35 protein-coding genes and 3 pseudogenes are annotated in these 26,482 nt (G+C 71.7%); 22 read left to right on the top strand and 16 right to left on the bottom strand.

The annotated features are described in order from the left end of the window. Positions 1-231: 231 nt before the first annotated feature. The 9 genes from EAO71_RS20330 to EAO71_RS20295 form a co-directional block, all read right to left on the bottom strand. On the bottom strand, positions 232-429 hold the full coding sequence (locus EAO71_RS20330) for a hypothetical protein (RefSeq protein ID WP_147979005.1): 198 nt from the start codon (positions 427-429) through the stop codon (positions 232-234). Positions 430-640: 211 nt separating this feature from the next. Continuing rightward, positions 641-1,153: an ABC transporter permease gene (locus tag EAO71_RS20325; RefSeq protein WP_261992203.1), complete on the bottom strand. Its 513-nt coding sequence runs from the start codon at positions 1,151-1,153 to the stop codon at positions 641-643. 369 nt (positions 1,154-1,522) lie between these two features. Next, on the bottom strand, positions 1,523-2,332 hold the full coding sequence (locus EAO71_RS20320; RefSeq protein WP_261992202.1) for a helix-turn-helix domain-containing protein: 810 nt from the start codon (positions 2,330-2,332) through the stop codon (positions 1,523-1,525). Between the two features lie 66 nt (positions 2,333-2,398). Further along, a complete protein-coding gene (locus EAO71_RS38965) occupies positions 2,399-2,554 on the bottom strand; it encodes a hypothetical protein (protein WP_261992201.1) in 156 nt (51 codons plus the stop codon). Beyond that, positions 2,551-4,101, bottom strand: a complete 1,551-nt coding sequence (locus tag EAO71_RS20315) for a DUF7059 domain-containing protein (RefSeq protein WP_147979004.1) — start codon at positions 4,099-4,101, stop codon at positions 2,551-2,553. The genes EAO71_RS38965 and EAO71_RS20315 overlap by 4 nt, the downstream gene beginning before the upstream one ends. Positions 4,102-4,286: 185 nt before the next feature. Beyond that, on the bottom strand, positions 4,287-4,949 hold the full coding sequence (locus tag EAO71_RS20310; RefSeq protein ID WP_147979003.1) for a small secreted protein: 663 nt from the start codon (positions 4,947-4,949) through the stop codon (positions 4,287-4,289). 187 nt (positions 4,950-5,136) lie between these two features. After that, entirely contained in the window at positions 5,137-7,497 is a 2,361-nt protein-coding gene (locus tag EAO71_RS20305; protein ID WP_147979002.1) for a sodium-translocating pyrophosphatase, read from the bottom strand. A 230-nt stretch (positions 7,498-7,727) separates the two neighbouring features. Next, complete coding sequence (locus EAO71_RS20300) at positions 7,728-8,186, bottom strand: ATP-binding protein (protein WP_147979001.1); 459 nt, start codon at positions 8,184-8,186, stop codon at positions 7,728-7,730. Between the two features lie 79 nt (positions 8,187-8,265). Then, the gene (locus tag EAO71_RS20295; protein WP_147979000.1) at positions 8,266-8,619 is read right to left on the bottom strand and encodes an STAS domain-containing protein; all 354 of its coding nucleotides are present in this window, start codon (positions 8,617-8,619) and stop codon (positions 8,266-8,268) included. 80 nt (positions 8,620-8,699) lie between these two features. Between EAO71_RS20295 and EAO71_RS20290 the strand changes: the two genes are divergently transcribed. After that, the gene (locus tag EAO71_RS20290; RefSeq protein WP_147978999.1) at positions 8,700-11,177 is read left to right on the top strand and encodes a DEAD/DEAH box helicase; all 2,478 of its coding nucleotides are present in this window, start codon (positions 8,700-8,702) and stop codon (positions 11,175-11,177) included. On the opposite strand, the gene EAO71_RS20285 is transcribed toward EAO71_RS20290, so the two are convergent. The 5 genes and pseudogenes from EAO71_RS20285 to EAO71_RS20265 all read right to left on the bottom strand — a co-directional run. Further along, positions 11,119-11,613: an Rv3654c family TadE-like protein gene (locus EAO71_RS20285; protein WP_261992200.1), complete on the bottom strand. Its 495-nt coding sequence runs from the start codon at positions 11,611-11,613 to the stop codon at positions 11,119-11,121. The two genes, EAO71_RS20290 and EAO71_RS20285, sit on opposite strands and share 59 nt — an antisense overlap. Then, positions 11,610-11,969 (bottom strand): TadE family type IV pilus minor pilin, encoded by a 360-nt coding sequence (locus tag EAO71_RS20280; RefSeq protein WP_147978998.1) that lies wholly within the window; start codon positions 11,967-11,969, stop codon positions 11,610-11,612. The genes EAO71_RS20285 and EAO71_RS20280 overlap by 4 nt, the downstream gene beginning before the upstream one ends. Beyond that, the gene (locus tag EAO71_RS20275; RefSeq protein WP_147979414.1) at positions 11,956-12,156 is read right to left on the bottom strand and encodes a DUF4244 domain-containing protein; all 201 of its coding nucleotides are present in this window, start codon (positions 12,154-12,156) and stop codon (positions 11,956-11,958) included. Before EAO71_RS20275 ends, EAO71_RS20280 begins: the two co-directional genes overlap by 14 nt. 154 nt (positions 12,157-12,310) lie before the next feature. Further along, complete coding sequence (locus tag EAO71_RS20270; protein WP_261992199.1) at positions 12,311-13,111, bottom strand: type II secretion system F family protein; 801 nt, start codon at positions 13,109-13,111, stop codon at positions 12,311-12,313. Further along, a pseudogene (locus EAO71_RS20265) lies at positions 13,111-13,866 on the bottom strand (type II secretion system F family protein); the annotation flags it as partial. The gene EAO71_RS20270 and the pseudogene EAO71_RS20265, both read right to left, overlap by 1 nt. Between EAO71_RS20265 and EAO71_RS20260 the strand changes: the two are divergent. Next, a pseudogene (locus EAO71_RS20260) lies at positions 13,764-14,249 on the top strand (ATPase, T2SS/T4P/T4SS family); the annotation flags it as partial. The pseudogenes EAO71_RS20265 and EAO71_RS20260 sit on opposite strands and share 103 nt — an antisense overlap. A 185-nt stretch (positions 14,250-14,434) precedes the next feature. Here EAO71_RS20260 and EAO71_RS20255 read toward each other — a convergent pair. Beyond that, positions 14,435-15,016 (bottom strand): annotated as a pseudogene (locus EAO71_RS20255) (ATPase, T2SS/T4P/T4SS family); the annotation flags it as partial. Positions 15,017-15,052: 36 nt separating this feature from the next. Between EAO71_RS20255 and EAO71_RS20250 the strand changes: the two are divergent. Continuing rightward, entirely contained in the window at positions 15,053-16,537 is a 1,485-nt protein-coding gene (locus tag EAO71_RS20250; RefSeq protein ID WP_147978997.1) for a recombinase family protein, read from the top strand. A gap of 8 nt (positions 16,538-16,545) precedes the next feature. Here EAO71_RS20250 and EAO71_RS20245 read toward each other — a convergent pair whose 3' ends face one another. Then, complete coding sequence (locus EAO71_RS20245; protein WP_147978996.1) at positions 16,546-17,457, bottom strand: helix-turn-helix domain-containing protein; 912 nt, start codon at positions 17,455-17,457, stop codon at positions 16,546-16,548. Between the two features lie 90 nt (positions 17,458-17,547). Between EAO71_RS20245 and EAO71_RS20240 the strand changes: the two genes are divergently transcribed. The 19 genes from EAO71_RS20240 to EAO71_RS37790 all read left to right on the top strand — a co-directional run bounded on the left by EAO71_RS20240 (position 17,548) and on the right by EAO71_RS37790 (position 26,478). Continuing rightward, positions 17,548-17,838 (top strand): DNA-binding protein, encoded by a 291-nt coding sequence (locus tag EAO71_RS20240; RefSeq protein WP_410093979.1) that lies wholly within the window; start codon positions 17,548-17,550, stop codon positions 17,836-17,838. Between the two features lie 20 nt (positions 17,839-17,858). Next, the gene (locus EAO71_RS20235) at positions 17,859-18,497 is read left to right on the top strand and encodes a DUF6907 domain-containing protein (protein WP_147978995.1); all 639 of its coding nucleotides are present in this window, start codon (positions 17,859-17,861) and stop codon (positions 18,495-18,497) included. Continuing rightward, on the top strand, positions 18,494-18,649 hold the full coding sequence (locus EAO71_RS37795) for a hypothetical protein (protein ID WP_187282718.1): 156 nt from the start codon (positions 18,494-18,496) through the stop codon (positions 18,647-18,649). Before EAO71_RS20235 ends, EAO71_RS37795 begins: the two co-directional genes overlap by 4 nt. Beyond that, positions 18,646-18,969, top strand: coding sequence for a hypothetical protein (locus tag EAO71_RS20230; protein WP_147978994.1), 324 nt, complete (start codon positions 18,646-18,648; stop codon positions 18,967-18,969). The genes EAO71_RS37795 and EAO71_RS20230 overlap by 4 nt, the downstream gene beginning before the upstream one ends. Next, entirely contained in the window at positions 18,966-19,214 is a 249-nt protein-coding gene (locus tag EAO71_RS20225; protein ID WP_147978993.1) for a hypothetical protein, read from the top strand. Before EAO71_RS20230 ends, EAO71_RS20225 begins: the two co-directional genes overlap by 4 nt. 81 nt (positions 19,215-19,295) lie before the next feature. Continuing rightward, positions 19,296-20,159 carry a toprim domain-containing protein gene (locus tag EAO71_RS20220; RefSeq protein WP_147978992.1) on the top strand — a complete coding sequence of 288 codons (864 nt, stop codon included), beginning with the start codon at positions 19,296-19,298 and terminating at the stop codon, positions 20,157-20,159. Then, entirely contained in the window at positions 20,156-21,757 is a 1,602-nt protein-coding gene (locus EAO71_RS20215) for a YfjI family protein (protein WP_147978991.1), read from the top strand. The genes EAO71_RS20220 and EAO71_RS20215 overlap by 4 nt, the downstream gene beginning before the upstream one ends. Before the next feature lie 149 nt (positions 21,758-21,906). Further along, positions 21,907-22,152: a hypothetical protein gene (locus tag EAO71_RS20210; protein WP_147978990.1), complete on the top strand. Its 246-nt coding sequence runs from the start codon at positions 21,907-21,909 to the stop codon at positions 22,150-22,152. A gap of 83 nt (positions 22,153-22,235) precedes the next feature. After that, positions 22,236-22,775 (top strand): hypothetical protein, encoded by a 540-nt coding sequence (locus EAO71_RS20205; RefSeq protein WP_147978989.1) that lies wholly within the window; start codon positions 22,236-22,238, stop codon positions 22,773-22,775. A gap of 154 nt (positions 22,776-22,929) precedes the next feature. Beyond that, positions 22,930-23,469 (top strand): single-stranded DNA-binding protein, encoded by a 540-nt coding sequence (locus EAO71_RS20200; protein WP_147978988.1) that lies wholly within the window; start codon positions 22,930-22,932, stop codon positions 23,467-23,469. 11 nt (positions 23,470-23,480) lie between these two features. Further along, positions 23,481-23,708: a hypothetical protein gene (locus EAO71_RS20195; protein WP_147978987.1), complete on the top strand. Its 228-nt coding sequence runs from the start codon at positions 23,481-23,483 to the stop codon at positions 23,706-23,708. A gap of 3 nt (positions 23,709-23,711) precedes the next feature. Next, positions 23,712-24,365 (top strand): hypothetical protein, encoded by a 654-nt coding sequence (locus tag EAO71_RS20190; RefSeq protein WP_147978986.1) that lies wholly within the window; start codon positions 23,712-23,714, stop codon positions 24,363-24,365. 47 nt (positions 24,366-24,412) lie between these two features. Continuing rightward, the gene (locus tag EAO71_RS20185) at positions 24,413-24,658 is read left to right on the top strand and encodes a hypothetical protein (protein WP_147978985.1); all 246 of its coding nucleotides are present in this window, start codon (positions 24,413-24,415) and stop codon (positions 24,656-24,658) included. A gap of 106 nt (positions 24,659-24,764) precedes the next feature. Beyond that, complete coding sequence (locus tag EAO71_RS38960) at positions 24,765-24,890, top strand: hypothetical protein (RefSeq protein ID WP_261992198.1); 126 nt, start codon at positions 24,765-24,767, stop codon at positions 24,888-24,890. Continuing rightward, on the top strand, positions 24,887-25,162 hold the full coding sequence (locus tag EAO71_RS20180; RefSeq protein WP_147978984.1) for a hypothetical protein: 276 nt from the start codon (positions 24,887-24,889) through the stop codon (positions 25,160-25,162). Before EAO71_RS38960 ends, EAO71_RS20180 begins: the two co-directional genes overlap by 4 nt. After that, positions 25,159-25,554 carry a hypothetical protein gene (locus EAO71_RS20175; protein ID WP_147978983.1) on the top strand — a complete coding sequence of 132 codons (396 nt, stop codon included), beginning with the start codon at positions 25,159-25,161 and terminating at the stop codon, positions 25,552-25,554. The genes EAO71_RS20180 and EAO71_RS20175 overlap by 4 nt, the downstream gene beginning before the upstream one ends. Further along, positions 25,554-25,907 (top strand): DUF6907 domain-containing protein, encoded by a 354-nt coding sequence (locus tag EAO71_RS20170; RefSeq protein ID WP_147978982.1) that lies wholly within the window; start codon positions 25,554-25,556, stop codon positions 25,905-25,907. The genes EAO71_RS20175 and EAO71_RS20170 overlap by 1 nt, the downstream gene beginning before the upstream one ends. Beyond that, positions 25,904-26,320: a LuxR C-terminal-related transcriptional regulator gene (locus tag EAO71_RS20165; protein WP_147978981.1), complete on the top strand. Its 417-nt coding sequence runs from the start codon at positions 25,904-25,906 to the stop codon at positions 26,318-26,320. The genes EAO71_RS20170 and EAO71_RS20165 overlap by 4 nt, the downstream gene beginning before the upstream one ends. Continuing rightward, positions 26,314-26,478, top strand: coding sequence for a hypothetical protein (locus EAO71_RS37790; RefSeq protein ID WP_187282717.1), 165 nt, complete (start codon positions 26,314-26,316; stop codon positions 26,476-26,478). Before EAO71_RS20165 ends, EAO71_RS37790 begins: the two co-directional genes overlap by 7 nt. The last annotated feature ends 4 nt before the right edge of the window (positions 26,479-26,482 follow it).

Below are 26,482 nucleotides of genomic sequence, written 5' to 3'. Positions count from 1 at the left end.
TCTTCTCTCCGGTCGACGCTCGGTGGCACGTACGGCGCTGGCACGCACAGCAGCGGCACGGACGGTGACGCTGCCGACGCTGCGGAGTGTGACGGTACAACCCGCCCCCGTGTCAAACGGCGAAAGCCCGCAACGGCCACTCGAACGGTAACCCGAGTGCTGGCATTCCTGCCGCCCGGACCGCTGGTCCGGCGGGGCGCGGTCGCGCGCGGCGGGTGCCGGAGGCGGGCGTCAGAGCCGTCCGAAGCACCACACGCCGAGAAGAAGGAAGGCGGCGCCGAAGATCGTCGTCAGGGTCGCCGCCGCGCGGGTGTCGACGCCGTGGGCCACGGGCCGGCCGTGTCGTACGCGTGCCGCGGTCCACAGCAGCAGCGCTCCCCCGAACAGCGCGAACGCCGTCCCGGCGAAGATCGCAGGCCCGCTCTCCATGCCTGTACCCCGTTCCCCTCGACGGGCCCCCGCGGCCCCGGAGCCCGAGGCTGACACCTCCCGGCGTCATGCGGGCGAACTCCGGGTGAACGACACGGGCGCTCCCCGCGGGGGTTCACGAATATGGCCGGTAGTGGACCTGCCCACGGCTTCGGCGGCACGGTCCTGGAGGCCCCGGTGGACGCCCGGAGCCTCCTCCCAGGGGGTTTCGTCACATCACGTCGAGCGTGGCCCGGCGCCGGCTGCCCCGCTCGAGGACGGCGAGCAGCGCCAGGGCCAGGACCGCGTACCCGGCTCCCACCGCGAACTCGGCGCCGAGCAGCATCCGGTCGAGGCCGGCGCCGTCGGCGAGCCGGCGCGCCGCGTCGGCCGCGTGGGTCAGCGGCAGCAGCTCGCAGGCGGCCCGCATCCACCCCGGCAGGGTGCCGCGGGGCACGGCGGCGCCGGTCAGCGGGAGCAGCACCGAACCGGCCACGTTCGAGACGAGGAACACATCGCGCAGGCGCGGCCCGAGCGCGCCCGGCGCGAGACCGAACGAGGCGCAGGCGGCGGCCCCGACGGGCAGCACCGGGGCGAGGCCGGGCAGCGCGCCCGCCGGCACGGGCATACCCAGCGCCGGCGCCGCGACGGCGAGCACGAACGCGCCGGCCGGCGTGCCGTTCGGCGCGTACGGAAGGGCGCGCCCGGCCCGCAGCGGGATCCGGGAACGCGGGGAGAGCAGCACGCGCCGAGGGTGCCGTGGCGGCGCTCGTTCGCGACGGCCATGGTGCCGCCGTGGACACCGGAGGCGGAAGCCGCCGGCACGGCGTCGCCGATCAGCGGGAAGCGGTCGTCCGCGACGCCCGGCTCGCGGCTGAGGAAGACGAGGAAGAAGACCCGGAGCACCGGTCCGACCAGCAGTGTTCCGATCAACATCGGTGGCGTCGTCCAGTTGAACAGGGCCCGGTGGGAGAGGACTCCGCCGACCACCGCGAGCCGGACCCAGGAGCGGAAGCGGAAGGCGCGAGGGAGCGGAGGCGGAAGCGGAACATCCGTCGGTGGCCTTTCAGGCGAGGGCGAGGGTGACCGCGGCGCGCCCGGGACGGCCCCGAGGTCACGCGCTCCCGCCACCGGCCCCGCGGTCAGGCGACGCACCGAGCACGTCCTGTCCGGTGAGCAGGGCCGGCAGTGAACGGCCGGTGTCCGTGAGCCGGTAGTAGACGGAGCGTCCGACCCGGTGCCGGGTCACCACACCCGCCTCCGCGAGCACCGACAGGTGCTCCGAGACGGTGCTGGGCGCGAACCCGAGCCGGTCCGCGAGGCCGGCCGTGGTGAGCGGGCCGGCCGGCTCCCGGAGCACGGCGGCCCGGCCGCGGCCCGGCATCAGCCCAAGGCGGTCCTCGGCCACGGGCCCGGCCGGCTCGCGCAGGGCGGCGGCTCCCCGCGCCTGGAACGAGACCGCGAGCACCTCGGGATCGTCGGTCGAGCAGAGCCGGCAGCCCTCGGCGAAGACGAGCGGCACGAGGACGAGGCGCCGCTCACCGGCCGCGTACTCCGCCTCGTCGTGCTTGGTCAGTTCGAGCACGGGCCGCTCCCAGCGTGGCCGTGCCTCCAGCCCGGCGAACAGGGCGTCCACGCCCTCGGTGGCGAACGTCCGGGCCCGCAGCAGGACTTCGTCCTCGACCAGCCGGCGCATGGTCGGCCAGTACGGCTCGATCGCGCCCTCCCAGCAGGCGGCGTAGGCATCGGCGAGCGCCGCGCAGGCCGCTTCCGGGTCCTTGAGATACGGCTGGAGGAAAGGTGCGTCGGCCATCCCGGGGGAGCAGACGGCCGCGTGGGCGCGCACGAACTCCGGGTCGGTGCCGCGTAGCTGGTCGAGCTCCTCGTGCACGTGGACCGTGCCGACCGGACGGGGCAGCGGCAAGTCGGAGACCTCGTAGCGCCCCTCCGCGAAGAGGTCCCGCAGCGGCTTGAGCCGGTCGTCCTCGCGTCACACCTCACGCGCGCGGCCCACCCACGGCCGGTACGGCCAGGACGGGTTCCGGGAGGGCCGCGCCAGGCGCATGGCGGAGAACGCGTCCCGCGGCGGACTGATCGCGATCCGGGTCGCCCCGAGCGTGGCCTCGTCCAGCGCGATCCGTATCAAGCGCCGCTCTCCTCCCGGACGGGCAGCAGGAAGCCCTCCTCCACCAGCAGCCGGATGGCCTGCGGGGTGCGGTCGCGCAGCATCACCGGGTCCTCCCCGGTCAGCCGTCCGATCGCGTCGAGGATCCGGCCGGCACTGAGGGATCCGTCGCACACGCCGGCGAACCCGGCGCCGATGTGGTCGACCTTGGTGGCCCGGCGCATGCCGCGGTTCTGGCGCAGCACGACGTGCTCGGGGTCCTCGGCTCCGGGCAGTCCGACCTGCTCCTGCATCACCTCGGGCGCGAGCACGAAGTGGTCGGCGAGGAGGGCGGCGTCGTCGTGCGTCCGCAGGTAGTCCTGACGCTCGAAGTGGTTCTGGATGGCGGCGCCGAGCGGCTGCTCGACGGGGTGCGGCCACTCCTCGACGAGGATCGACGGCTCGACGGCGCCCGAGGCCACGGCCGGGTTCTTGCGCAGCGTGATCCAGCCGAAGCCGACGGCCCGGGTCCCCCGGGCCTCGAACTCGTCGAGCCAGGCCCCGTACCGCTCCGCGTAGCGCTCGGGGTCCTCCCGGTGGTCGCCGCTGTCGCGCAGCCACAGCTCGGCGTACTGGGTGATGTCCTGGACCTCGCGCTGGACGATCCAGGCGTCGCAGCCGCGGGGCACCCAGGAGCGGAGGCGGTCCTGCCACTCCTCGCCCTCGACGTGCTGCCAGTTGGCGAGGAACTGGGCGTAGCCTCCGTCGTTGAGGCGCTCCCCGGACTCCTGCACGAGCGTGCGGCAGAGGTCGTCGCCGCCCATGCCGCCGTCGCGGTAGGTGAGGCGGGCGCCTGGGGAGATGACGAACGGCGGGTTGGAGACGATCAGGTCGTACGTGTCGCCGTCGACGGGCTCGAAGAGCGAACCGGTGAGCAGTTCGGCCTCACGGGCCCCGGACAGGGCGAGGGTGAGCCGGGTGAAGTCCAGTGCGCGCGGGTTGAGATCGGTCGCGGTGACCAGGGTGGCGTGCTGGGCGGCGTGCAGCGCCTGGATGCCGGAGCCGGTGCCGAGGTCGAGCGCGGCGGAGACGGGCGTACGGATCGTGATGCCGGCCAGCGTGGTGGACGCGCCGCCGACGCCGAGGACGACGCCCGCTCCGGCGTGGCCCCCCTTGCTTCCGATGCCACCGGCCCCGCCGACGGCGCAGCCGAGGTCGGAGACGATGAACCAGTCCTGGCCGTCGGGGCCGCCGTACGGCCGCACGTCGACGGTCGCCCGGACCTCGCCGTCCTCCTCCTCGATCCAGCCGTCGGCCAGCGCCTCCTTCAGCGGCAGCGCGGCGGCGGCCCGCTCGGCGGGGACGGCCCCCTGGAGCAGGAAGAGGCGCACGAGGGTCTGAAGCGGGGAGTCCCCGCGGGTGGCGCGCAGCGCGGGGACGGTCTCGCTGCGGGCGAGCGCCGTGTAGGCGGGGGCGCCGAGCAGTTCGAGCAGGCCGTCCGCGGTGAAGTCGGCGGCGAGCAGCGCGTCGCGGAGTCGGGCGGCGTGCGCGGGCACCGGAAGGCTGGGGGTCTGGCTGGTCGTACTCACCCCCTCATTGTGACGGCCGCGACCGCCTCGCCGGGCCCCGCCCCGCCCGGCAGGGGGGACGGGCCGCTGCCCTCCGGCCCTCGTGCGCGGGTGCGGGCGCGAGCGCGGCCGGCCGCCGCCGGGCAGGGCGGAGGCCCCGGCGTCCGTCGTCCGCCGGGGCCTCCGATGCGTGGGGTTCGCCCGCGCTACTCCGCGCTCTTGCTCGGTCCGCCCGACGGCTTCTTCGACGTCGTGGCCGAGGGCGCCGACGGGGCCTTCGACGGTGCGGAACCGGCGTCCTGGGAGGACCCGGCGGCCGGCGGGACCGACGGCTTCGGCGACTTGCAGCCCGGCTGCTTGGCCAGCGCCTGGCCCAACTCGCCCTCGCGCACCTTGTTCAGCGCGTTCTGGTCCATGTTCTGGATCTTCGCGAGGTTGTCGGCGACGCTCTTCAACCCGTCAGCGAACTTCTGCTGGTTCGCCGTGTCGAGCGCGTCGACCTGCTTCTTCAGGCCCTCGTACGCCACCGCGGCGGCGTTGAGCTCCTTGATCGCGTCCTGCTGGATCGTCTCGCCGTTGTCGACGGGCGGGGCGCCGGCCGACTCGACGGCCTTGGCGAGCGCCCGGTCGGCCGCCGCGATGTCGGCGAACGCCTTCGAGTCCGCGGCCTGGATCTCGGCGGGCTTGCTGTCCGCCGCCGTCGCCTTGATGAGCTCGTTGGCGTTGGCCTGCTTCTGGAACTGCGGTTGCGCCTGGTCGCAGAACGTCTTGGCCCAGGCGTCCACCTTCTCGCCGTCGTCGCTGCAACCGGACAGCGTGAGCACCAGTACCGCGCCGCCGGACAGTACGGCCGCAAGCTTCTTGTTCACCGGATCGGTCCCTTCCAAGGCTCTCGGCCCCGGAACATACACGCCAAGCGGGCGACATCCACCTTTCGTACGACTGATTCATCCGGCATTGCAGTCTTTTGCACCAAGGGAGACACGCCTCACCCCGGATACGCCACGAGCGGACGGCGCCTCAGAAAGCGCCGCCCGCCCGCTCCTTGATCTGGTGTTACGAAACGACCGGCGCGTCCGGGGCGGCGGTCGTCCGATCGTCGGTGTTGTCTTCGTCACCCATGGCCACCGAGCGCCGCTTGGAGACGTAGACCGCCCCGACGATGACGGCGATCGAGAGGACGGCGATCAACGTCCGCAGTCCGGCGCTCGCGTCGTCGCCGAAGCTGAACTGCACCACCGCGGGCGCGATCAGCAGGGCCACCAGGTTCATCACCTTCAGCAGCGGGTTGATCGCCGGTCCCGCCGTGTCCTTGAACGGGTCACCGACGGTGTCCCCGATCACGGTGGCGGCATGCGCCTCGCTTCCCTTGCCGCCGTGATGTCCGTCCTCGACCAGCTTCTTGGCGTTGTCCCAGGCGCCGCCGGAGTTCGCCAGGAAGACCGCCATCAGCGCTCCCGTGCCGATGGCCCCGGCGAGATAGGCGCCGAGCGCGCCCACCCCGAGCGAGAACCCGACCGCGATCGGCGCCATCACCGCGAGGAGCCCTGGCGTGGCGAGTTCGCGCAACGCGTCCTTGGTGCAGATGTCGACGACCCGTCCGTACTCGGGCTTCTCCTCGTACGTCATGATCCCGGGGTGCTCGCGGAACTGGCGCCGTACCTCGTAGACCACCGCTCCGGCCGACCGCGACACCGCGTTGATGGCGAGCCCGGAGAAGAGGAAGACGACCGCGGCCCCGAGGATGAGCCCGAAGAGGTTGTTGGGCTGGGAGATGTCCATCGAGAGGTTCGCCTCACCGGCCTTGGCCCCCACGTCCGCCACCGACGTGGCGATCGCGTCGCGGTACGAGCCGAACAGCGCCGCGGCGGCGAGGACCGCGGTGGCGATGGCGATGCCCTTCGTGATCGCCTTGGTGGTGTTGCCGACGGCGTCCAGGTCCGTGAGGACCTGCGCGCCGGCACCCTGGACGTCCCCGGACATCTCGGCGATGCCCTGGGCGTTGTCCGAGACCGGACCGAAGGTGTCCATGGCGACGATCACGCCGACGGTCGTCAGCAGGCCCGTGCCGGCCAGGGCGACCGCGAACAGCGCCAGCATGATGGAGGCGCCGCCGAGCAGGAACGCGCCGTAGACGGCGAGCCCGATGAGCATGGCCGTGTAGACGGCGGACTCCAGGCCGATGGAGACGCCCGTGAGGACGACGGTGGCGGGCCCGGTCAGCGAGGACTTGCCGATGTCCCTGACGGGGCGCCGGCTGGTCTCCGTGAAGTAGCCGGTGAGTTGCTGGATCAGGGCGGCGAGGACGATGCCGATGGCGACGGCGACCAGGGCGAGGATCCGCGGGTCTCCGCCGTGGCCCAGGACGCCGGGGTCGGTGACGCCCTCGAGGTCGGCGTAGGAGGACGGCAGGTAGGCGAAGACGGCGACGGCGACCAGGGCGAGCGAGATCACCGCGGAGATGAAGAACCCGCGGTTGATGGCCGCCATGCCGCTGCGATCGGTGCGTCGCGGGGCGACCGCGAAGATGCCGATCATCGCGGTGACGACGCCGATCGCCGGCACGATGAGGGGGAACGCGAGCCCGAGGTCGCCGAAGGCGGCCTTGCCGAGGATCAGCGCGGCGACGAGGGTCACGGCGTACGACTCGAAGAGGTCGGCGGCCATGCCGGCGCAGTCGCCGACGTTGTCGCCCACGTTGTCGGCGATGGTGGCGGCGTTGCGCGGGTCGTCCTCGGGGATGCCCTGCTCCACCTTGCCGACGAGGTCGGCGCCGACGTCGGCGGCCTTGGTGAAGATGCCGCCGCCCACACGCATGAACATGGCGATGAGGGCCGCGCCCAGACCGAAGCCCTCCAGGACCTTGGGCGCGTCGGCGGCGTAGACGAGGACGACGCAGGAGGCGCCGAGCAGACCGAGGCCGACGGTGAACATGCCGACCACGCCGCCGGTCCGGAAGGCGATCTTCATCGCCTTGTGCGAGACGAGGGTCAGATCCTTTTCCGGTTCACCCGGCGCCGGAGTGGCCTCGCGCGCGGCCGCGGCCACGCGCACATTCGCCCGCACGGCGAGCCGCATGCCGATGTATCCGGTGGCCGCGGAGAATAGCGCGCCCACCAGGAAGAAGATCGAACGCCCGGCGCGCTGCGACCAGTTGTCGGCCGGAAGCAGCAGCAGAAGGAAGAACACGACGACCGCGAAGATCCCGAGAGTGCGCAACTGCCGTGCGAGATAGGCATTCGCGCCTTCCTGGACGGCGGCGGCGATCTCCTTCATCGAATCGGTGCCCTCACCGGCGGCGAGGACCTGGCGCACCAGCAGCTGGGCGACGAGCAGCGCCGCCACGGCGACGGCTGCGATGACGATCACGATCACGCGGTTCTCTTGGGTGAGCACCGCGGCTGCAAGACCCGCCATTCGTCCTCCTTGACGTTGCGGGGTCAAGATGTGGACGGATTGTAGGGAGCGGATCCCGATCAAAACAGAGTGCCGCAATCAGAATTCGCTCATTCCTCACACGTACCAACGAGAACGGTAATGCGGCAAAAGCATTTGCGCATGATCGGCGATCTAGGGAAATGCAAAAGAGGCCCTGCTCAGCAGGGCCTCTTTCGGTTCTCGCCGTTGTCGCGGGCGGCGGACGCCGATCAGGGCAGCTCGTCGACCGGGTTCGTCGGCCAGCTCATCCGGATCACTCCGCCGTCCTCGCCGGCGCTCACCTCGAAGTCGTCGACGAGCCCGCGGATCACCGCGAGACCCATCTCGTCCTCGCCGTCCGCGTCGTCGAACTCCTCGGCGGGCGCGGCGTCCCGGCTTCCGGGGACACCGGCGGCGTCGGCCGCCGCCACCCCCGCACCGGGGACCTCGTCGCCCACCTCGATGGAGAAGGACTTCTCCTCCTCGGTGAGCACGACCCGGACCGGGGTGGTGACGCCGTTGCTGCGGTGCAGCCCCACCGCACGGGAGCACGCCTCGCCGACGGCGAGCCTGACCTCGTCGAGCACCGCGTCGTCGACCCCGGCCCGGCGCGCCACCGCGGCCGCCACCAGGCGGGCCGTGCGGACATGCTCGGGCGAGGCACTGAAGCGGAGTTCGACGGTGGCCATGCGGTCCCCCTGGGAGCGTGTGGGCGGACAACTCGGAGGACCGGGCGTGTCGCCCGGCTCTCCCGTCCGTCTGCCTGCGTCAGTCGGTGGCGTTGACGGCCTCTTCGACCGTGGTGTGGATGGGGAACACCTTGGTCAGACCGGTGATCCGGAAAATCTTCAGGATGCGCTCCTGGTTGCACACCAGTCGCAGCGATCCCTCGTGCGCGCGCACGCGCTTGAGACCGCCCACCAGCACGCCGAGGCCGGTCGAGTCGAGGAAGTCCACACCCTCCATGTCGACGACGAGGTGGTAGCTGCCGTCGTTCACCAACTCGACCAACTGCTCGCGCAGCTTGGGCGCGGTATACACATCAATCTCGCCACCGACCTCGACGACCGTACGGTCGCCGCTCGGGCCGGACACATTGCGAGTCGACAGGGACAGGTCCACGGATCCTCCAGCACCTTGCTATCGGGCGTTCGCCCCTCGGGTCTCCCGGACGGAAGTCGGGGGACGGATCGCCAGCCGCGATGGCATTCAATCACTTACCAGCAGCCATGCACGACGCCTTGGGAGCATTGTCCGTCATGCCAGTGACACACTCGGTGCCGATGGCCAAGAATCACCGCCCCAGTGGACCGGCCGGAAGTACGGGCAGCCGCCCGTCCCCCGGCATGGTCCTCGACCGGCTCGCATCGGGCGAGAGCCGGGCCGCGCGCATCACTCATACGGAGCACTTGCCCGCCCGGGAGGGTCGGCATGCAGTCTGGCCGCATCGCATCCGTCCGGAAGTGATCGGCGCGATCCAGGCGGCCGGGATCGAGCACCCCTGGGCCCACCAGGCACAAGCCGCCGAGCACGCGCTGGACGGCGAATCCGTGGTGATCGCCACCGGCACCGCCTCGGGCAAGTCGCTGGCCTATCTGACGCCGGTGCTGTCGACGCTCCTGGACGGCGCCGAGGCACCGAACGGCCGGGGCGCCACCGCCCTGTACCTGGCCCCCACCAAGGCCCTCGCCGCCGACCAGCGCCGGGCCGTGCGCGAGCTGGCGGCGCCGCTCGGCAACCGGATCCGGCCCGCCGTCTACGACGGCGACACGCCGGTCGAGGAGCGCGAGTGGGTCCGCCAGTACGCGAACTACGTGCTCACCAATCCCGACATGCTGCACCGAGGGATACTCCCCGGCCACGCCCGGTGGTCCTCCTTCCTGCGCTCCCTGCGCTACGTCGTCATCGACGAGTGCCACACCTACCGGGGCGTCTTCGGCTCCCACGTCGCCCAGGTGCTGCGCCGGCTGCGCCGCGTCTGCGCCCGTTACGGGGCCGACCCCGTCTTCCTGCTGGCCTCCGCCACCGCCGCCGAGCCCGCCGTCGCCGCCGGCCGCCTGACCGGTCTGCCGGTGGCCGAGGTCGCCGACGACGCCTCCCCGCGCGGCGAGCTGGTCTTCGCGCTGTGGGAGCCGCCGCTGACCGAGCTGCACGGCGAGCAGGGCGCCCCGGTCCGCCGCACGGCCACCGCCGAGACCGCCGACCTGCTGACGGACCTGGCGGTGCAGGGCGTCCGCTCGGTCGCCTTCGTCCGCTCCCGGCGCGGCGCGGAACTGATCGCCGTGATCGCCCAGGAACGCCTGGCCGAGGTGGACCGCTCCCTGGCCCGCCGGGTGGCGGCCTACCGCGGCGGCTACCTGCCCGAGGAGCGCCGGGCCCTGGAACGCGCCCTGCACTCCGGCGAACTCCTCGGCCTGGCCGCCACCACCGCCCTGGAGCTCGGCGTGGACGTCTCCGGCCTGGACGCCGTGGTGATCGCCGGCTATCCCGGCACCCGGGCGTCCCTGTGGCAGCAGGCGGGCCGGGCCGGACGCTCGGGCGAAGGCGCGCTGGCCATCCTGGTCGCCCGCGACGACCCGCTGGACACCTTCCTGGTCCACCATCCCGAGGCGCTCTTCCGGCAGCCGGTCGAGTCGACCGTCCTGGACCCCGACAACCCCTACGTCCTCGCCCCCCATCTGTGCGCCGCCGCCGCGGAGCTGCCGCTGACGGACGCCGACCTGGCTCTCTTCGGCCCGACCGTCCCCGAGCTGCTGCCCCAGCTGGAGGCCGCCGGACTGCTGCGCCGCCGCTCCAGCGGCTGGTACTGGACCCGCCGGGAGCGGGCCGCCGACCTCACCGACATCCGGGGCGGGGGCGGCAGCCCCGTCCAGATCGTCGAGGCGGCCACCGGCCGGCTGCTCGGCACGGTCGACGAGGCCGCCTCCCACACCGCCGTCCACGACGGGGCCGTCCACCTGCACCAGGGCCGCACCTACCTGGTGAAGCACCTGGACCTGAAGGACTCGGTGGCCCTGGTCGAGGAGGCCGCCCCGCCGTACTCCACCACCGCCCGCGACACCACCTCCATCGCCGTCCTGGAGACCGACACCGAGATCCCGTGGGGGGCCGGCCGGCTCTGCTTCGGCTCCGTCGAGGTCACCAACCAGGTCGTCTCCTACCTGCGCCGCCGTCTGATCACCGGCGAGGTCCTCGGCGAGACCAAGCTCGACCTGCCGCCCCGCACCCTGCGCACCCGGGCCGTGTGGTGGACGGTCACCGAGGACCAGCTCGACGCCGCCCGGATCACCCCGGAGATCCTCGGCGGGGCCCTGCACGCCGCCGAGCACGCCTCCATCGGCATGCTGCCGCTCTTCGCGACCTGCGACCGCTGGGACATCGGCGGGGTCTCCGTCCCCCTCCACCCGGACACCCTGCTGCCGACCGTCTTCGTGTACGACGGCCATCCCGGCGGCGCGGGCTTCGCGGAACGGGCCTTCCACACCGCACGCGCCTGGCTGACGGCCACCCGGGAGGCGATCGCCTCCTGCGAGTGCGAGGCGGGCTGCCCGTCCTGCATCCAGTCCCCCAAGTGCGGCAACGGCAACGACCCGCTCCACAAGCGCGGCGCCGTGCGCCTCCTCACGGAACTGCTGCGGGAAGCCCCGGCAGAGCCTCCGCCGGTCCCGCCCGCGCCCTGACCACGGGCGCGTACGGCCCCACCCGCACGGTCGCGGTCACGTCCGCGACGTCGCCGCGCACCGAGCACCGGACCACGGCGGCGCCCTGGGCTCCGGCCACCCGGGCCGCCGCGTCGCAGGCGTCCTGCTCGCCCCAGAGGGCGGCCCGGCCGGCGGCGGCGAGCGCCGCCAGGTCGGCGGCGCCTCCCGCCCGGTGCCGGGCGGCCACCGCCTGCCCCAGGGCCAGCACCGCCCCGAAGACCACGCACAGGACGCAGGCCGCGAACGCGGTCCACACCGTCGCCATCCCCCGGTCGCCCCGGTCACCGCCCCGGTCACCCGAGCCGCCGCCCCGGTCACCGCCCCGGTCACCGTCTCGGCCGCCCGGGGCGCGGATCCGCAGCGTCACGGCGCCGCCCCCGTCCCCGGGGCCTCCAGCCGCTGACGGCTCCCTCATGGGGCCACCTCCCCCACCGCGTCCTCGGCGAGGGCGGCCGCCCCGGCGCGCAGGGTGATGCCCATCCCGCCGGGGCCGGGGGCCTCCGCCTCCACCGTCACCTGCCACAGCTCGCCCGAACGGGTGACCGAGACATTCGCCCCGTCGGGTGCGGCCGTCCGGGCGACGGACTCGGCCGCGGCCACCGGCTCGGAGCGGGCCGCCGCCCGCGCCCCGGCCCGGGCGGCATCCACGCACTGGATCTGCGCCGCGGCGGCGGTGAGCGACCACAGCAGCGCCAGGGTGAACACCACCAGCGCCGGCAGGGCCATCGCCGCCTCCACGGTCACGGCGCCCCGGTCCTCAGAACGGCGCATTGAGGGCCTTCCCGATCACCGACTCCAGCGCGCCCGACACGGAATCGCTGGTCACGATCTTGTACAGCACCGCCGCGAAGCCGGCGGCGGCGATCGTTCCCATCGCGTACTCGGACGTGGTCATCCCCGCGTCGCTCCCGGCCGCCCGCCTGGCCCTGGCCCTGCACCAGGCAGTCGCCTTCCTCATGCCGAACTTCATGCCGCACGTCATGCCACTCTTCATGCCAACCCCCGTCTGTGTTCTGTCCGTTCGTCGAATTCGTCGGTCACTTCAATCGATCTCCCGGTCGCGGACGCCGCGGCGCCGCACGCCGGCGTCCACCGCACCCGCCCCCGCCGGGTCATCCGTGCAGCAGGCCGCCGGCGAGCCCGATCACCACGGGAGCCACTCCCACCGCCAGGAAGGCGGGCAGGAAACACAGCCCCACCGGCGCGGTGATCAGCACCTGCGCCCGCTGCGCCCGGGCCGCGGCCCTGCGGGCCCGCTCCGCTCGCAGACCGGCCGCGTGCCGGGAGACGGCCTCCGCGGCGGGCGCCCCGGAGGAGCCCGACCGCTCCAGGCAGCGGGCCAGACCCTCGGCACCGGCCAGGGCACCGAACCTCCGCCAGACATCGGCCGGTTCGCCGCCCAGGCGAAGCTCGGCCGCCGTGCGCACGAGCCGCTCGCCCACCGGTCCGCCCAGCGATCTGCCGACCGCCTCCGCGGCCTCTCCCGGTCCGGCCCCGGCCGAGGCGCAGGCCGCCAGCAGGTCCGCGGCGAGCGGCAACTGCCGGACGGCGTCCGTCTCTTCCGGCGCCCGGGCGGGACGGCGTGCCCGCCACGTCCGCAGCGCCCAGGCGGCGGCGGCACCGACCAGACAGCCGGCCACCCCGCCGACCAGCGCCCATCCCGCGACCGCCACGACGAACGGCACGGACCAGCTCCGCAGCCACGCCGGGGCCGTGCTTCTTCGCCGTCGGACCCGCGCCCACCCGGGCTCCAGCAGGCCGGCCATCCGCTTCCGTGTCCGGCGCTTCCGGCGCCGGTCCGTCACCACCCCGGCCGCCCAGGCGGCCACGGCCACCGCCGCGGCCGGCGCCGCCGCCCGCCCGACCAGCTCGCCGAGGTCGCCGAACTCGCCGAGCATCCCCGTCCCGCCCATCACACCTGCTCCCCGCTCCGTACGATCCGCGCGGCCCACCACAGGCCGGCCGCCTCCAGAACCCCGCCCACGGCCAGACAGAGCAGTCCCGCCGGCGTGTGCAGCAGCACCCGCAGCGGATCGGCCCCGACCGCCGCGCCGAGGGCGAGCCCCACCGGCGGAAGCACGGCGAGTACGGCCACGGTCGCCCAGGCGCCCGCCAGTTGAGCCCGCAGCCGCTCGCGCTGGTCGCGATGCTCCCTCAGCGCGGCCTCCAGCCGGTCCAGCCCGGCGGCCAGGCCCGCACCGCCGTCCACGGCCACCTGCCAGCAGGCCGCCATCCCCGCCAGGCCGTCCGCACCGTCCGCCCGGGCGGCGCGGCGCAGCGCCTGCGGCACGTCCCCGCCGAAGCGGGCCGCCGCCAGCACCGCCGCCTCCCCCCGCGGGCCCAGCGCGCCCGTCGACCCGGCCGCGAAGAGCAGTGCCTGCGCCGGCTGCCGGCCCGCTCTCAACTCCCCTGCCACCGAACCGCACAGGGCCACCACCGCGTCGACCCGCGCCTCACGCTCCCTGCGCAGACCGGCCGCCCGCAGGTGCCGTCCGAGCAGCGGCACGGCGACGGCTCCGGCGGCCAACGGCAGCGGTGACTGGCCCACGAGGCCGAGGGCGGCCGCGAGCGGCCAACCAGGAGGGAGCGGGGCTGGTGACCCTGCGGGACCTGGTCCGCCAGGCCCTGCGGATGCGCCCCGACCGCCTCGTGGTCGGCGAGGTCCGGGGCGGCGAGGCGGTGGACCTGCTCGCCGCCCTGAACACGGGCCACGAAGGAGGCTGCGGGACGGTCCATGCCAACACCGCGACGGACGTACCAGCGCGACTCGAGGCCCTCGGGACGGCCGCCGGGCTCGACCGGGCGGCCCTGCACAGCCAGTTGGGCGGGCTCGACCGGGCGGCCCTGCACAGCCAGTTGGGCGCCGGACTCTCGGCGGTGATCCATCTGGCACGGGACCGGGCCGGACGGCGGCGGATCGCCGAGATCCACGTGCTCGAACGGAATCGGGAGGGGCTGGTGGTGACGGTTCCCGCGCTGCGCTGGGGCGCGGCCGGGTTCGAACGGGAGCGGGGCTGGGAGCGGCTCCGCGTCCTGCTCGGGCGGGGGTGAACCGGCATGACGGAGCCGTGGGCACTGGCGCAGGGGGCGGCGGCCCTGTCCGCGCGAAGGCCCCCACCGGTCCCCCGCCAGCACCGTCCGGGCCCGGCGAAGGCCCCGCACCCGCTCCCGCACCCGCCACCCGGCGACTGCGGCACACAGGGCCGCCGCCCCCTGCGCCAGTGCCCACGGCTCCGTCATGCCGGTTCACCCCCGAGCAGGACGCGGAGCCGCTCCCAGCCCCGCTCCCGTTCGAACCCGGCCGCGCCCCAGCGCAGCGCGGGAACCGTCACCACCAGCCCCTCCCGATTCCGTTCGAGCACGTGGATCTCGGCGATCCGCCGCCGTCCGGCCCGGTCCCGTGCCAGATGGATCACCGCCGAGAGTCCGGCGCCCAACTGGCTGTGCAGGGCCGCCCGGTCGAGCCCGGCGGCCGTCCCGAGGGCCTCGAGTCGCGCTGGTACGTCCGTCGCGGTGTTGGCATGGACCGTCCCGCAGCCTCCTTCGTGGCCCGTGTTCAGGGCGGCGAGCAGGTCCACCGCCTCGCCGCCCCGGACCTCGCCGACCACGAGGCGGTCGGGGCGCATCCGCAGGGCCTGGCGGACCAGGTCCCGCAGGGTCACCAGCCCCGCTCCCTCCTGGTTGGCCGGTCGCGCCTCCAGCCGCACGACATGCGGGTGGTCGGGCCGCAGTTCGGCCGAGTCCTCGGCGAGGACGATCCGCTCCTGCCCGCCCACCAGTCCCAGCAGGGTCGACAGCAGCGTGGTCTTCCCGAACCCTGGAATAAAACACCGCTGCTGCTGCACACTTGGGCCATGAAGACCACGAAGACGCCCGCCGGCCAGCGCACTCGGGCGGTCGTCTACGTCCGCATCAGCCAGGACCGGACCGGCGCCCACCTCGGTGTCGACCGGCAGCGCGAGGACTGCGAGGCCCTCGCCAACCGCAACGGCTGGGACGTCGTCGAGGTCTACATCGACAACGACTTGAGCGCCTACAGCGGCAAGCCTCGCCCCGGATACCGCCGCATGCTCACCGACCTGCAGGACGGCGTCGCCACCGTCGTCGTCGCCTGGCACAACGACCGGCTTCACCGGTCGCCGACCGAGCTCGAGGAGTACATCGACGTCTCCGAGCGGCACGGCGTCTCCACTCACACCGTGCAGGCCGGTCACCTGGATCTCTCGACTCCGTCCGGCCGGATGACCGCCCGGATCCACGGCGCTGTCGCGCGCCACGAGTCGGAACACAAGGCTGAGCGTGTCGCCCGGGCCCGGCTACAGAAGGCGCAGGCGGGCGAATGGGGCGGCGGACTTCGCCCGTTCGGGTGGGGTGTGCCGACGGGCGAGACGAGGATCAAGGTTGACCGAGGGGCCGGCGACGTCGAGGTACCCGTGCTCGACATGAACCAGGCCGTTCCCGAAGAGGCCGCCGCCATCGAGGCCGGGCATGACCAGCTGCTCGCCGGCGGATCGCTCCGCGGCTGGGTCCGGTGGCTGGCCGATAAGGGATTCACATCCACGCAGGGCAACCCGATCGGCGAGACCGCGGCCCGCGACCTGCTACTCCGCCCGAGAAACGCCGGCCTGGCCATCTACAAGGGCGAGGAGATCGGCACGGGCAACTGGGAGCCGCTCGTCTCCGAGGCAAAGCACAGGGCCGTCGTGTCGATCCTGGGCGACCCGACCCGGCGCACCACTCCCGGCCCCGAGCCGAAGTGGTTCGGCTCGCTGATCTACAAGTGCGGTCTGCCCGGCTGCGGCGAGGGAATGATCTGCAGCCAGTCGGGAGGATCTCGGCTGCCGAGCTACCGGTGCAGTACCCGGCACGGCGGCGGCCGGCGGGGCGACAAGCTGGACGAGTACATCCAGGACCTGATCGTCGAGCGTCTATCTCGGCCGGACGCGGCCGACCTCCTACTGCCGGGGCCGAACGATGCGGACGTGGCCGCGCTGCAGGTGGAGAGCGAACAGATCCGGCGGCGACTCACGGACCTGGCCGCCGCGTTCGGCGCTGGGCAGATCATGCTGCCGCAGTTCACCGCGGGGTCGGATGTGGCGCGGGCCCAGCTGGAGAGCGTGAACAACCGGCTGGCCGCCGCCGCAAGGATCGATCCCCTCGTGCCCCTCGTCGGGGCGCCGGACGTCCGTAAGGCGTGGGAGGACATGCAGCTGCAGCAACGACGCGCAGTGCTGCGCGAGCTGCTCGAGGTCACAGTGCGGCCGGCCCGTCCGGGACGCATGCCCGACGGCGGGTACTTCGACTACGAAACGATCGACGTCCGGTGGAAGCGCCGATAGATGGAGGGTCAACCGCCAATCTCTACCGATCCACCACCTCGCTTGCGTGGCCTTCGAACTGTTCGCTTCGGCGGGACGATCTCGGCACCCTCCTTCATGACTTCGGCGAATTCCTCTCCGAAGTCTGGGATGCTCCAGCGCTGCTTCCTCATGCTATCCACGAGGTAGTGCACCCTCATCTCCTCCGCAATTCGTTCTTGCTGCATCCTGTCGTACATGGCGCGTGCAGTCACAAGCTTAGAAAGCCTCGCTCGCGCCACATCCGAAGCCGACCGAGCGCGATCCAATTCCTCCTTCGCCTTCTCCATCTCCTCCCGGACCTGCTGGTACTCGTCGGAACCGAACGGGATCAACTGGAGGCTATCCAGCAGGTCATGCTGCTGCCGCACGCTGATCTCGTACCGCTCAGCTGCAGCTCGAGAAAGCCTCTCAGCTTCGTCGTAAGCGGTTAGCTCGTACTCATTCTGATCCTCAAATTTCTTGATCTCACCTCGCAGTTCCCGAAGAGTCTGCAGCACAGGGATCAGGTCGCGCATGTAGTCGAGCGGCATCTCTTCGTTTGACGCTTGCACCTGCCCCTGAACCGCATCCCTGAACTCTCCAGAAAACCAGAGCGCCCACTCATACGGGTCAGACACCAACCCCGGCGCCCCCTCCATGTCCTCTACGAGGCCGCACGGGTAGATGAGGTAGATGGGCGGCACCTTCAGCGCCACTGCAAGAACGATGACCTCGGCAACCGAAACTTGGCCACGCCTGCCGTTCTCCAGGTTTGCGATCACCGAGCGCTGGATGGGGTGCCCAAGATCCGCGCAGGCTTCCGCCAATTGCTGCGCACTCATCTCCCGCAGCTCGCGGTATCGGCGCACCTGACTGGCCGTGATCTGAGCCAGACGCGAAGCCCAATCCTGTTGTGTCATGACAGCACAGTACGACACCGCTTGACACGCGGCAAGACACTGGAGCACGCTGTGCTTCAGCAGCGCAACTCTGAGCACTGGCGGTCATCCATGACACAGAACGACAGACAGCGACACGCGATGACACGTGAAGAGCTGCTGTCTTTGCCGGCGAGCGTCGACATCGTCACCGCCGGCCGAGCATTCGGAGTGGGGCGCACTACGGCATACGCGCTGGCACGCAGCGGCGCCTTCCCCTGCCACGTCATCAGGGCGGGCAATTCCTACAGGGCGATCACCGCCGATCTTCTCCGGGTACTCCACATCACCCCGGAAAACAGCGAAGCCGCCGCGGAGGCAACCGCAGCGGCTTCGAGCGACCGCACCCCCTCGAACCCGTGAAGACACGAAAGGCAACGGCCATGAGCATTGTTTCAGACTCGCAGCCCACGACCAAGGCGAACGTCGGCCAGTCCCGCGGTGACCTGTATGACACCGTGCTGACGGTCCTCGCCCTGTCCGGCATCGACGGCGCCACCCTTCAGCATGCTCGGCAGGTCCTCGCCACCGGATACGTCTACGACGTCTGGGCGCGGGCGGTCAACGAGCTGGGCCTCGAGGACCTCAAGCCCGTGGCCGCGATCAACGCCGAGGTCATCAAGCGAATCACCGAGCAGAAGCCGATCAAGCCCCTCGTGGACCTGATCGAGAAGCAGCAGGCCGCACAGGTTTACGCGGAACCCGGCCATTTCCCTTGGTGCCGGACTGGCGACTGCGCCACCCGCCACTTCGAGGACGGTGAGCCCTACGTCTCGCACGTCGGGCCGAAGATCGACATGACCGTCCCTGCGGAGATGAGCTGCCGGAACGACCAGCTTCTCTCCGCCGAGCTCGTCGCCCTCGAAGAGTTTTCCGGAACGCCGACGGTCACGTTCAACTCCGGCGGAAACGGCATCTGCCTCGAAGCGGCCGAGCTCGACACGGTGATCAGTGACCTCGACACATTCCTCGACGGTCTGCGCGCCATGCGCCGCCAGCTGGACCAGGAGAAGGCCAAGTGACCTCCGGTAGCGCAAGCCGCCCGCCTCGGCCCCCCGGCTACTGGGACCGCATCGACCGGATCGTCCGGCAGGCCCCGCCCCTCACCGACAGCCAGCGAGCCAAGATCCGCGTGATCTTCCACCAGCCCAACGTCACCAAGGAGGCGGCGTGAACCCGCTGACGCACACCGAACGTGCCAAGTTCTTCGCCGCTGTCCATGACATCGGCCACGGCGACACGGTTCGAGATGCCGCGTTCCGACTCGCCGTCGAGGTGGTCGCGCAGAACCCAGCGCCGTGGGCCCAAGCCGAGCCCTTCGCCGCGGAGCGCTACCTGTCCGGACGGGGTGCTTCCCCGGACGCGGCGTCCCGGAACGCCGTCGAGTTCGAGATCAGCATGCGCACCCTGTACGAGCTCGCCACCGGCACTGCCCCCGCGACGTTCAGCGACATGGTCCGCTGGATCGAGACCGACCTGGACGGTGCCGAGTGACTCGCGTCCCGGGCCAGTGGCCCGTCCCCGAGCCGGCAGACCTCGAGGCAGATGACCCGCAGGGCGCCGCCCACCTCGCGCTCGTCGCGGCGCAGGCCCGCTTCCATGTCGTCCTCGGTTCTGTCCGCGCAGACCTCGAGGAGCAGCCGTCCCCGATGGCCGTCCTCGGCGCGGCCCGCCGTTGGAAGGACGCCATCACCGCCATGGCCGACGAGGTCGCGGCGGCCCTGAAGAAGGCCGGCTAGTCACACGGCGGGCACCGCATCCCCACGCGGTGCCCGCCCGACACGGACACCAGTACCTGCTCGAAGAAGAGAGCTCCGTTCGTGACCGACACCATTGCCTTCAACCGGCTCGCCGATCTCCTCGGCAGCATGGGCGAGCGCACCCGCTACACCGGCGGCGTGCTCCGCACCCGCGGTCTGTGCCACGGAGGCGACTCGCCGGACACCGTCGCTATCAAGCGCATCGCCAACGGCGTCGGCGTGTACTGCCACAAGTGCCAGGGCAACGCCGACTTCCTCGCCGCCATCGGCTGGACCGCAGCGGACCTGTTCGACGAACCGCTCGCAGAGCGGCCGCGCGATCACCCCGAGAACGACATCTGGATCCCGTGCCAGGAGCGGGGCCACCGGCGCGTGGCCCAGTACCTCTACCAGGACGAGAACCGCCTGACCATCCACGGCGTGACCCGCTGCAACCACAAGTGCTTCGCGCAGTGGCGCCCTGACAGTGACGCCAAGTCCGGGCGCCGCTGGTCCCTCAACGACAAGCAGGGGAACCGACTCGTCCGGACCGTTCCGTACCGGCTGCCGGAGCTGCTCGCAGCAAAGCTCGCCGACCGGGTCATCTGGATCGCCGAAGGCGAGAAGGATGTGCACGCCCTCGTCGACCACGGCCTGGTCGCCACGTGCAATGCCGCCGGGGCCGGCCGCTGGACTGCGGAGCATGCCCAGTTCCTCGAGGGCGCCGACGTCACTGTCGTCGCCGACCGCGACGAGCCCGGACAGAAGCACGCAGTCCAGGTCGTCGACTCCCTGCGCGGGGTGGCCCGCTCCGTCTACGTGGTGCAGGCCCGCACGGGGAAGGACGCGGCCGACCACTTCGGTGCCGGCCACCGGGACGCCGACTTCGACCAGGTGTGGGCGCCCGTTCCTCACCCCGGCGACGCCGCGGTGGTGGCGCAGTGACGAGCGCACCCCAGTGGAAGCCGAACATCGAAGCACCTTCGTGGGAGACCGGAGTGCACCCGGAGGATGCCAAGGGCTGGGACGAACCCATGCCCCTGGACCCCCCGCCCGCACCGCCGCTCGATGCCACCCGGCTTCGAGGTGTGGGGCGCATGGCCCAGGCCGTAGCCGACAGCCTCCAGGTCCCCGTCGACCTCCCGGCCTGGCTCGGCATGGCTGTCGCATCCACGGCCATCGGAGGGCGCCGCAGCGTCAGCCCGAAGCCTGACTGGTCCGAGCCCGTGACCCTCTACACGATGCCCGTCGCCGCGCCCGGCGAGATGAAGTCTCCCGCCCTCTCCCTCATGGCCAAGCCGATCTTCGAAGAGCAGAAGCGGCGGCGCGAGGAAGACAAGCTGGCCGTCGCCCGTGACCAGCAGGATCGGCGGATTGCCGAAGCCTGCGTGTCCGACGCCGAGTCAAAGGTCATCAAGGCCAGCGACCCGGACAAGCGAAAGTCGATGCGCGCACTGCTCGACGCGGCGCGCGACGACCTGGAGATGCTCGGCGAGCCGAAGGTCTTCACGCAGTTGATCGCCGACGACACCACTCCCGAGGCGGCGACCGATGTGATCGCCGAGCAGGGTGAGCGACTGGCCGTGCTCTCCACCGAGAGCTCGTTCCTCGGCAACGTTGGCGGCCGGTACAGCAAGAACGCCAACCCGGAGATCGTGCTCAAGGCTTGGAGTCACGAGCCGCACGCCGTGAACCGGAAGAGCGGCCGGCCGCTCCTCCTCGAGCGACCGAACCTGTCGCTCGGTCTCGCCGTACAGCCGGGGTTCCTCACAGGCATGGGCGAGACAGGCGACGTCTTCGAAGCCCGCGGTCTGATGGCTCGGTTCATCTTCTCGATGCCGGCCAGCCGAGTAGGCGAGAGGGTCTACGACACGGACCCGATCCCAGCATCCACCAGTCAGGCCTGGGGCGATCAGGTCAAAGCGATGATGGCCGCCATCTGGGACGACGATGAATGCCGCGAGCTGCAGCTCGATGCCCAAGCGAAGGCGTCATTCCGCGCGTTCTGGGAGGCGCTCGAGCCTAGGCACAAGGCTCACGGTGACCTGGCCTCGATCGAAGGCTGGGCCAAGAAGCTCCCCGGTCAGGTCCTGCGCATCGCCGCCGTCCTGACACTGCTCGACAACCCCTCCGCAGAGGTCGTGCCCGTCGACGTGATGGACGATGCCGTCTCTCTGGTGCCCTACCTGATCGCCCATGCCCGCCTGGTGTCCGATCTCATGTCGGCGGAGCGGCAGTCGAAGCTCGGCCCCGCCCGTGCCGTACTCGACTGGCTGCGGCGCAAAGGAGTCGAGGGCCGGTTCTCTGCCGGCGAGGTCGAGAAGGGCGTGCGCGGCCAAGCGTGGTGCACGGAGATGGCCGACGTCGACGACGCGCTCGACGTGCTCCTGCGATCCGGATGGGTCCGGCAGATCGATCCGCCCGAGCGACCGGAGGGGCAGCGCGGGCGCCCGCAGAAGCCTCGCTTCGTCTCACATCCGGACGTTCAGGGCGTGGAGAGGCGGGTTATCTCCATTAATTCCATGCCTCGGGGTGCCGCCTGAGAGTGCACAGCATTACTTCCAGGATCCCCCGTAAGCCCATTTTCAACTAACTCTAACTCTCTGTAACCACAGATATCCCAGAGTCACCGCACGCGTCCCACGGCCACAACCTGCACGTCCACGACGCATGGAATTAATGGAGGAAAGTCATGAGCTACCAGGCCCTCGCCATGGATCTGATCGCCCGTACCGAGCGGGCAGTGGAGCAGGTCGCCGGCCTCTCGGCACACACCGGCATCACCTTCAAGGTTGAGGACATCGTCGACGCCGTCGAGCGCGACCTCCCCGCCGACTACCCCGCCCCCGCCGCCGACGGATCGCTTTCGCGCCGGAACGTCATCCAGTCCATGGCGGAGGACATCCTCAGCGGCGCGATGTACGCGGACCCCGCCTGACCCCACACCGCGAGGCGCCCGCTCGAAGGCTGGCTGCCCACCCGAGTTGCCCCCGGCTTCGCCAATCCCGAGAAGGAGACACCGTGACCACCACCGACGACATCGCCCGCGCCCATGGACACACCGGCCCCACCAACTGCCAGGACTGCGGGACCACAGAGTTCGTCCACTTCGGCAGCTACTGGAACCTGGAGACGAAGAAGGGCGGCAACTTCCTCCAGTGCTGCGCCTGCGGCCTCAAGGCCGGCGACCACATCGCCGACCACCTCGAGTGCGGTGCGGACATCACTCGGTACGTCCTCAACGAGCACACGGGTCCCTACAGCGAACTCGCGTACAAGCGCGTCCACGCTAGGGCCGTCGAGGAGTACATGCAGGGGCAGCACGCAGCCGAGGTCTACCTGGATCTCGAAGGCGAGGAAGCTCACCGGTACGCCCTCAACGTGGTGCTCAACAATTGCGGTCGCGCCTACGCCGCCGCAGCCATCAACCAGGTCGCCGAGTTCCTCATCGACAAGCTCGACGAGGACACCTACGCGGCCCTCGGCAGCATCGCCGCCACCCTCGACCTGGACGTCGTCGAGGACCTCGACGGAGCCAACGGCACCGGCGAGGACGCCTGACCCGCGCGCACGTCGGCCGGGCCCGCGGACATCGGGCCCGGCCACCCGTACAGCACAGCACACCGTCCTGATCACTTTGCGGACACCCGCCTAGTGAGAACCGCATTCACTTTGTCGGCACCGACAAAGTGATCAACCCCGAAGGAGGCCACTGATGGCCGGAGAGACCACGATCACGATCGTTGGCAACCTCGTCGACGACCCCGAGCTCCGCTTCACCCCCGCCGGCGTCGCCGTCGCCAAGTTCCGCATCGCCTCCACCCCCCGAGTCTTCGACCGCCAGACCAACGAGTGGAAGGACGGCGAAGGCCTGTTCCTCACCTGCTCGGTCTGGCGCCAGGCCGCCGAGAACGTCGCCGAATCCCTCGCCAAGGGCACGCGGGTCATCGTCACCGGCCGCCTCAAGCAGCGCAGTTACGAGGACCGCGAGCAGGTGAAGCGCACCGTGTACGAGATCGACGTCGACGAAGTCGGCCCCTCGCTCCTCCGTGCCTCGGCCACCGTCACCAAGAACCCGGCTGGCGGCGGACACCAGCAAGGGGGTGCGCCGAACGCAGGCCCCTGGGAGCCGGACGTGCGTAATGCACGTCCGGCCCGGCAGCAGCCCCCCGCCGGCGACGGGTGGGGCGGCGGGCAGCAGCCCGCGGCAGCCGCGGCACCGGCCGGCGCCTCATCCGACGAGCCTCCCTTCTGACGGGCCGAGCGGTGAGTGAGAGCGACGCGAAGCTGCAGGCGCTGGAGGCCGAGGTCGCCCAGCTCCGACGCGAACGTGACGGCCTCGGCCAGTGGTACCTGAATGCGATGGGCTGGGTCGGTGAACTGACCGACGCCATCGACCGCGTGCATCAGGAGCTGTCCGACTGCGACGACGACAACTGGATGGTGCGGGCCGGCGACATCCGCGCCGCCCTCAAGCGTCCCGGGAAGGAGTGACCGATGGACACCTGCGGCATGTGCGAAGGCCAGCTCGAGCACGGCTACCTCTGCCCCGGCGACACCCAGGCCCTGGCCGAGCGGCTCCAGCGCATCCCGCAGCTGTACCGCGCGCTCGGCGCGTTCCTGCAGCCCGCCCAGCGTGGCAACCACGGCGGCCGTACACACCCTGTGGACGCGCCGCTGCCCGTCGATGAGCACGTGCTCGACCTCCGCGGCCCCGGCGGCATGGTCACCACACTGGAGTCCTGGCGCGAGGCACTCCATGACGCGCGTCGCTGGCCGGCGCCGGTCGCCCGATACGAGCTGCGCGACCGCGTAGCGGCAGCCGCGGCCGGACTGCAGTCCTCGGTCGACTGGATCGCCCGCTACTGGCCGGCGGCCGGAGACATGGCCCGCGAGATCCGAGACGCCCACAACGCGGCCGCCAGTGTCGTCCACCCCCGGCTCGCCGAGGAGCGCGGCACCCGGCTCGGCAAGTGCCCGGCGGTCGACTCGTCCGGCGCGATCTGCGGCGCGATCCTGCGCCACTTCCCCGGCCAGCGCGCCGTCACCTGCAAGTGGTGCGGCTGCTCGTTCGAGCCGCACGAGTGGGCCGGCCTCCGCGAGTGGATCGACCGCGACGAGGACAACCCGCCGATGGAGTTGGCGAGTTGACGCCCGAGACATTGTCATCCAACCCTGGGTTGGATACGCTTGGGGGGATGGAAGCGAAACCCTGGCGGGACCGGGTGCGCGAGGAAGACGAGCTGGTGGAACAGCTCCAACTCCAGGTATCCCAGTCCGCCGAACGGCGAGCAGAAGCCTTGCGCGAAGGCGTAGACGAACTCGGCACCGTGGCGGAAGTCGCCCGCGCGCTGGGGAAGAGCTGGAACGCCATCGACAAGGCGATCAAGAAGCAGGACCAGAAGCGTCGGCCTGGTGGAACAGGCCGCGCGACAAACGCATAAGGCAGGGGCCGGACGACAGCTCCCCGGGTGGTGGAACACCCAGGAGCGGCCGCGTCGCCCGACCCCCTGACCAAGCCACATCCTGACTCAACCAGGAGGCTCGGCTATGGCCGATCATTTCACGTGCGCCCAGGCGCGCGTAGCCCCGCCGTACACCGGCGACAGCGACCCCGACATGAACGAGGCGCTCCGCCGCGTCCGCGCCACCGCCCAGAAGGGCGGCCAGCGATGACGAACCCCACGCCCGTCCTCAGCGACGACACCCGCCTGTTACTGCTCCGGCTCGCCGACAAGCTGGACGCGCTCCGCCCGACCGCCGCCATGGCCGAGGGCATCCGCCTCGGCCAGGCTCTCGTCCTCGCCGAGCAGCTGCACGGCATCACCGAGGCCGCCTACGAAGCCGAGCAGACCCTCCTCGCCGCGCTCCCCGCCGTCCGAGACGAGCAGACCCGCGGCGAGTACGCCGCCCTCCTCAGGCTCCTCGCCCAGGGGGTGACAGCGTGAGCGCCAACCGCCTGCCCGACTACATGGCCGGCAGCCCCCGCGTCCTGCGCCAAGAGATGCGCATCGCCGAGGACGACGCCGCAGGCACCATCCTCGCTCTTGCGTACAACCTGGCCGCCCGCGTCGAGCGCGGCATGATCGCCGTGGACGCCCCCATGCGCTCCTCCCGGGCGCTCCCCGTCGGCCCCCTGACCGKGCGCGTCACCGTCGAGGTCGAGGACCCCGCTCAGCCCCTAGACCCGGCAGAGCGCCGCATGGCGCCCGGTCAGGACGAGCTGCAGCGTCTCACCGCGGCCGCCCGGCGCGAGGTCGGTGCCGCAAGCGCCGCGCTCACCCGCCTCGGCTCGTACACCGCCGCCCTCGGCCGCCTCGCCGGCACCGAGGAGGCGTGATGCGCACCGTCACCCTCCCCACCACCGACCACGGCGACGTCACGGTGCCCGAGCCCAGATGGTGCACCGGTCATGCCGTTCACCGCGTCGGCGACCGGACCGGCATCAACCACACCGGCCCCGAGCACCGCTTCGCCTTCGGCGACAGCGTCCTCATGATCGCGATGCTCTCGCAGTACCCCTGCGCCGAGCACGCGAGTCGCGACACCGGCGTGTACGTCGAACAGACCGGCTATGCCGCGACCCTCGACCCCACCCGGCTGCGCCATCTCGCCGCCGCGCTCACCGTCCACGCCATGCACCTGCGGACCCTCGCCGAGCAGCTGGCCGCCATCGAGGAGGCCGGGCGATGACCTCTCCCGTGGCCGTGGCGCAGCGCCGCGGAAACGTGCGCCGCCTCGTGGCGCAGGGCCTCAGCAACCGCGCCATCGGCGAGGAGCTCGGCATCAGCAAGGACACCGTCCGCCGCGACCGCGAGTGGCTCGACCTTCCGCTCGCCGAGCGGGTGGCGCAGCGCGTGGCGCACACCGACGAGGCCGTGCGCCAGGCATGCGCCGCAGCTCAGAGCGCCGCCGACATGCGGCCGGCCTACGTCCCGACCGACGCCGAGACCGCCCGGCGCTGGCACGAGCAGCTGCGCGCCGCCGCCGAGCAGCTGGTGGCGCTCGCCGACCAGTTCGCCGACCACCCCGCCCTCACGCCGTGCGCCACCAATGGCGCGCCCGAGGCCGAGCCCTGCGCCACCGAGGCGGTCGCCCCGTGCTGACCTACCACGCGCTCGGCTACTACGGCCTGTTCGGCGTCCCCGTGGCGCTCGTCCTGGCGCGCCTGCTGCCGCCCGGCTCGCGGGCCCGGCGCATGGCCGCCGGCACCGCCCTCGCCGCCCTCTCCCTCATCGCAGCCATCGTGCTGCTCTCGTACTGAAGGA

The sequence above is a fragment of the Streptomyces sp. MS191 genome, assembly GCF_008042125.1.
Classification (GTDB): domain Bacteria; phylum Actinomycetota; class Actinomycetes; order Streptomycetales; family Streptomycetaceae; genus Streptomyces.
The sequence above is the reverse complement of the archived record's forward strand: the minus strand, read 5'-3'. Positions and strand labels throughout refer to the sequence as shown.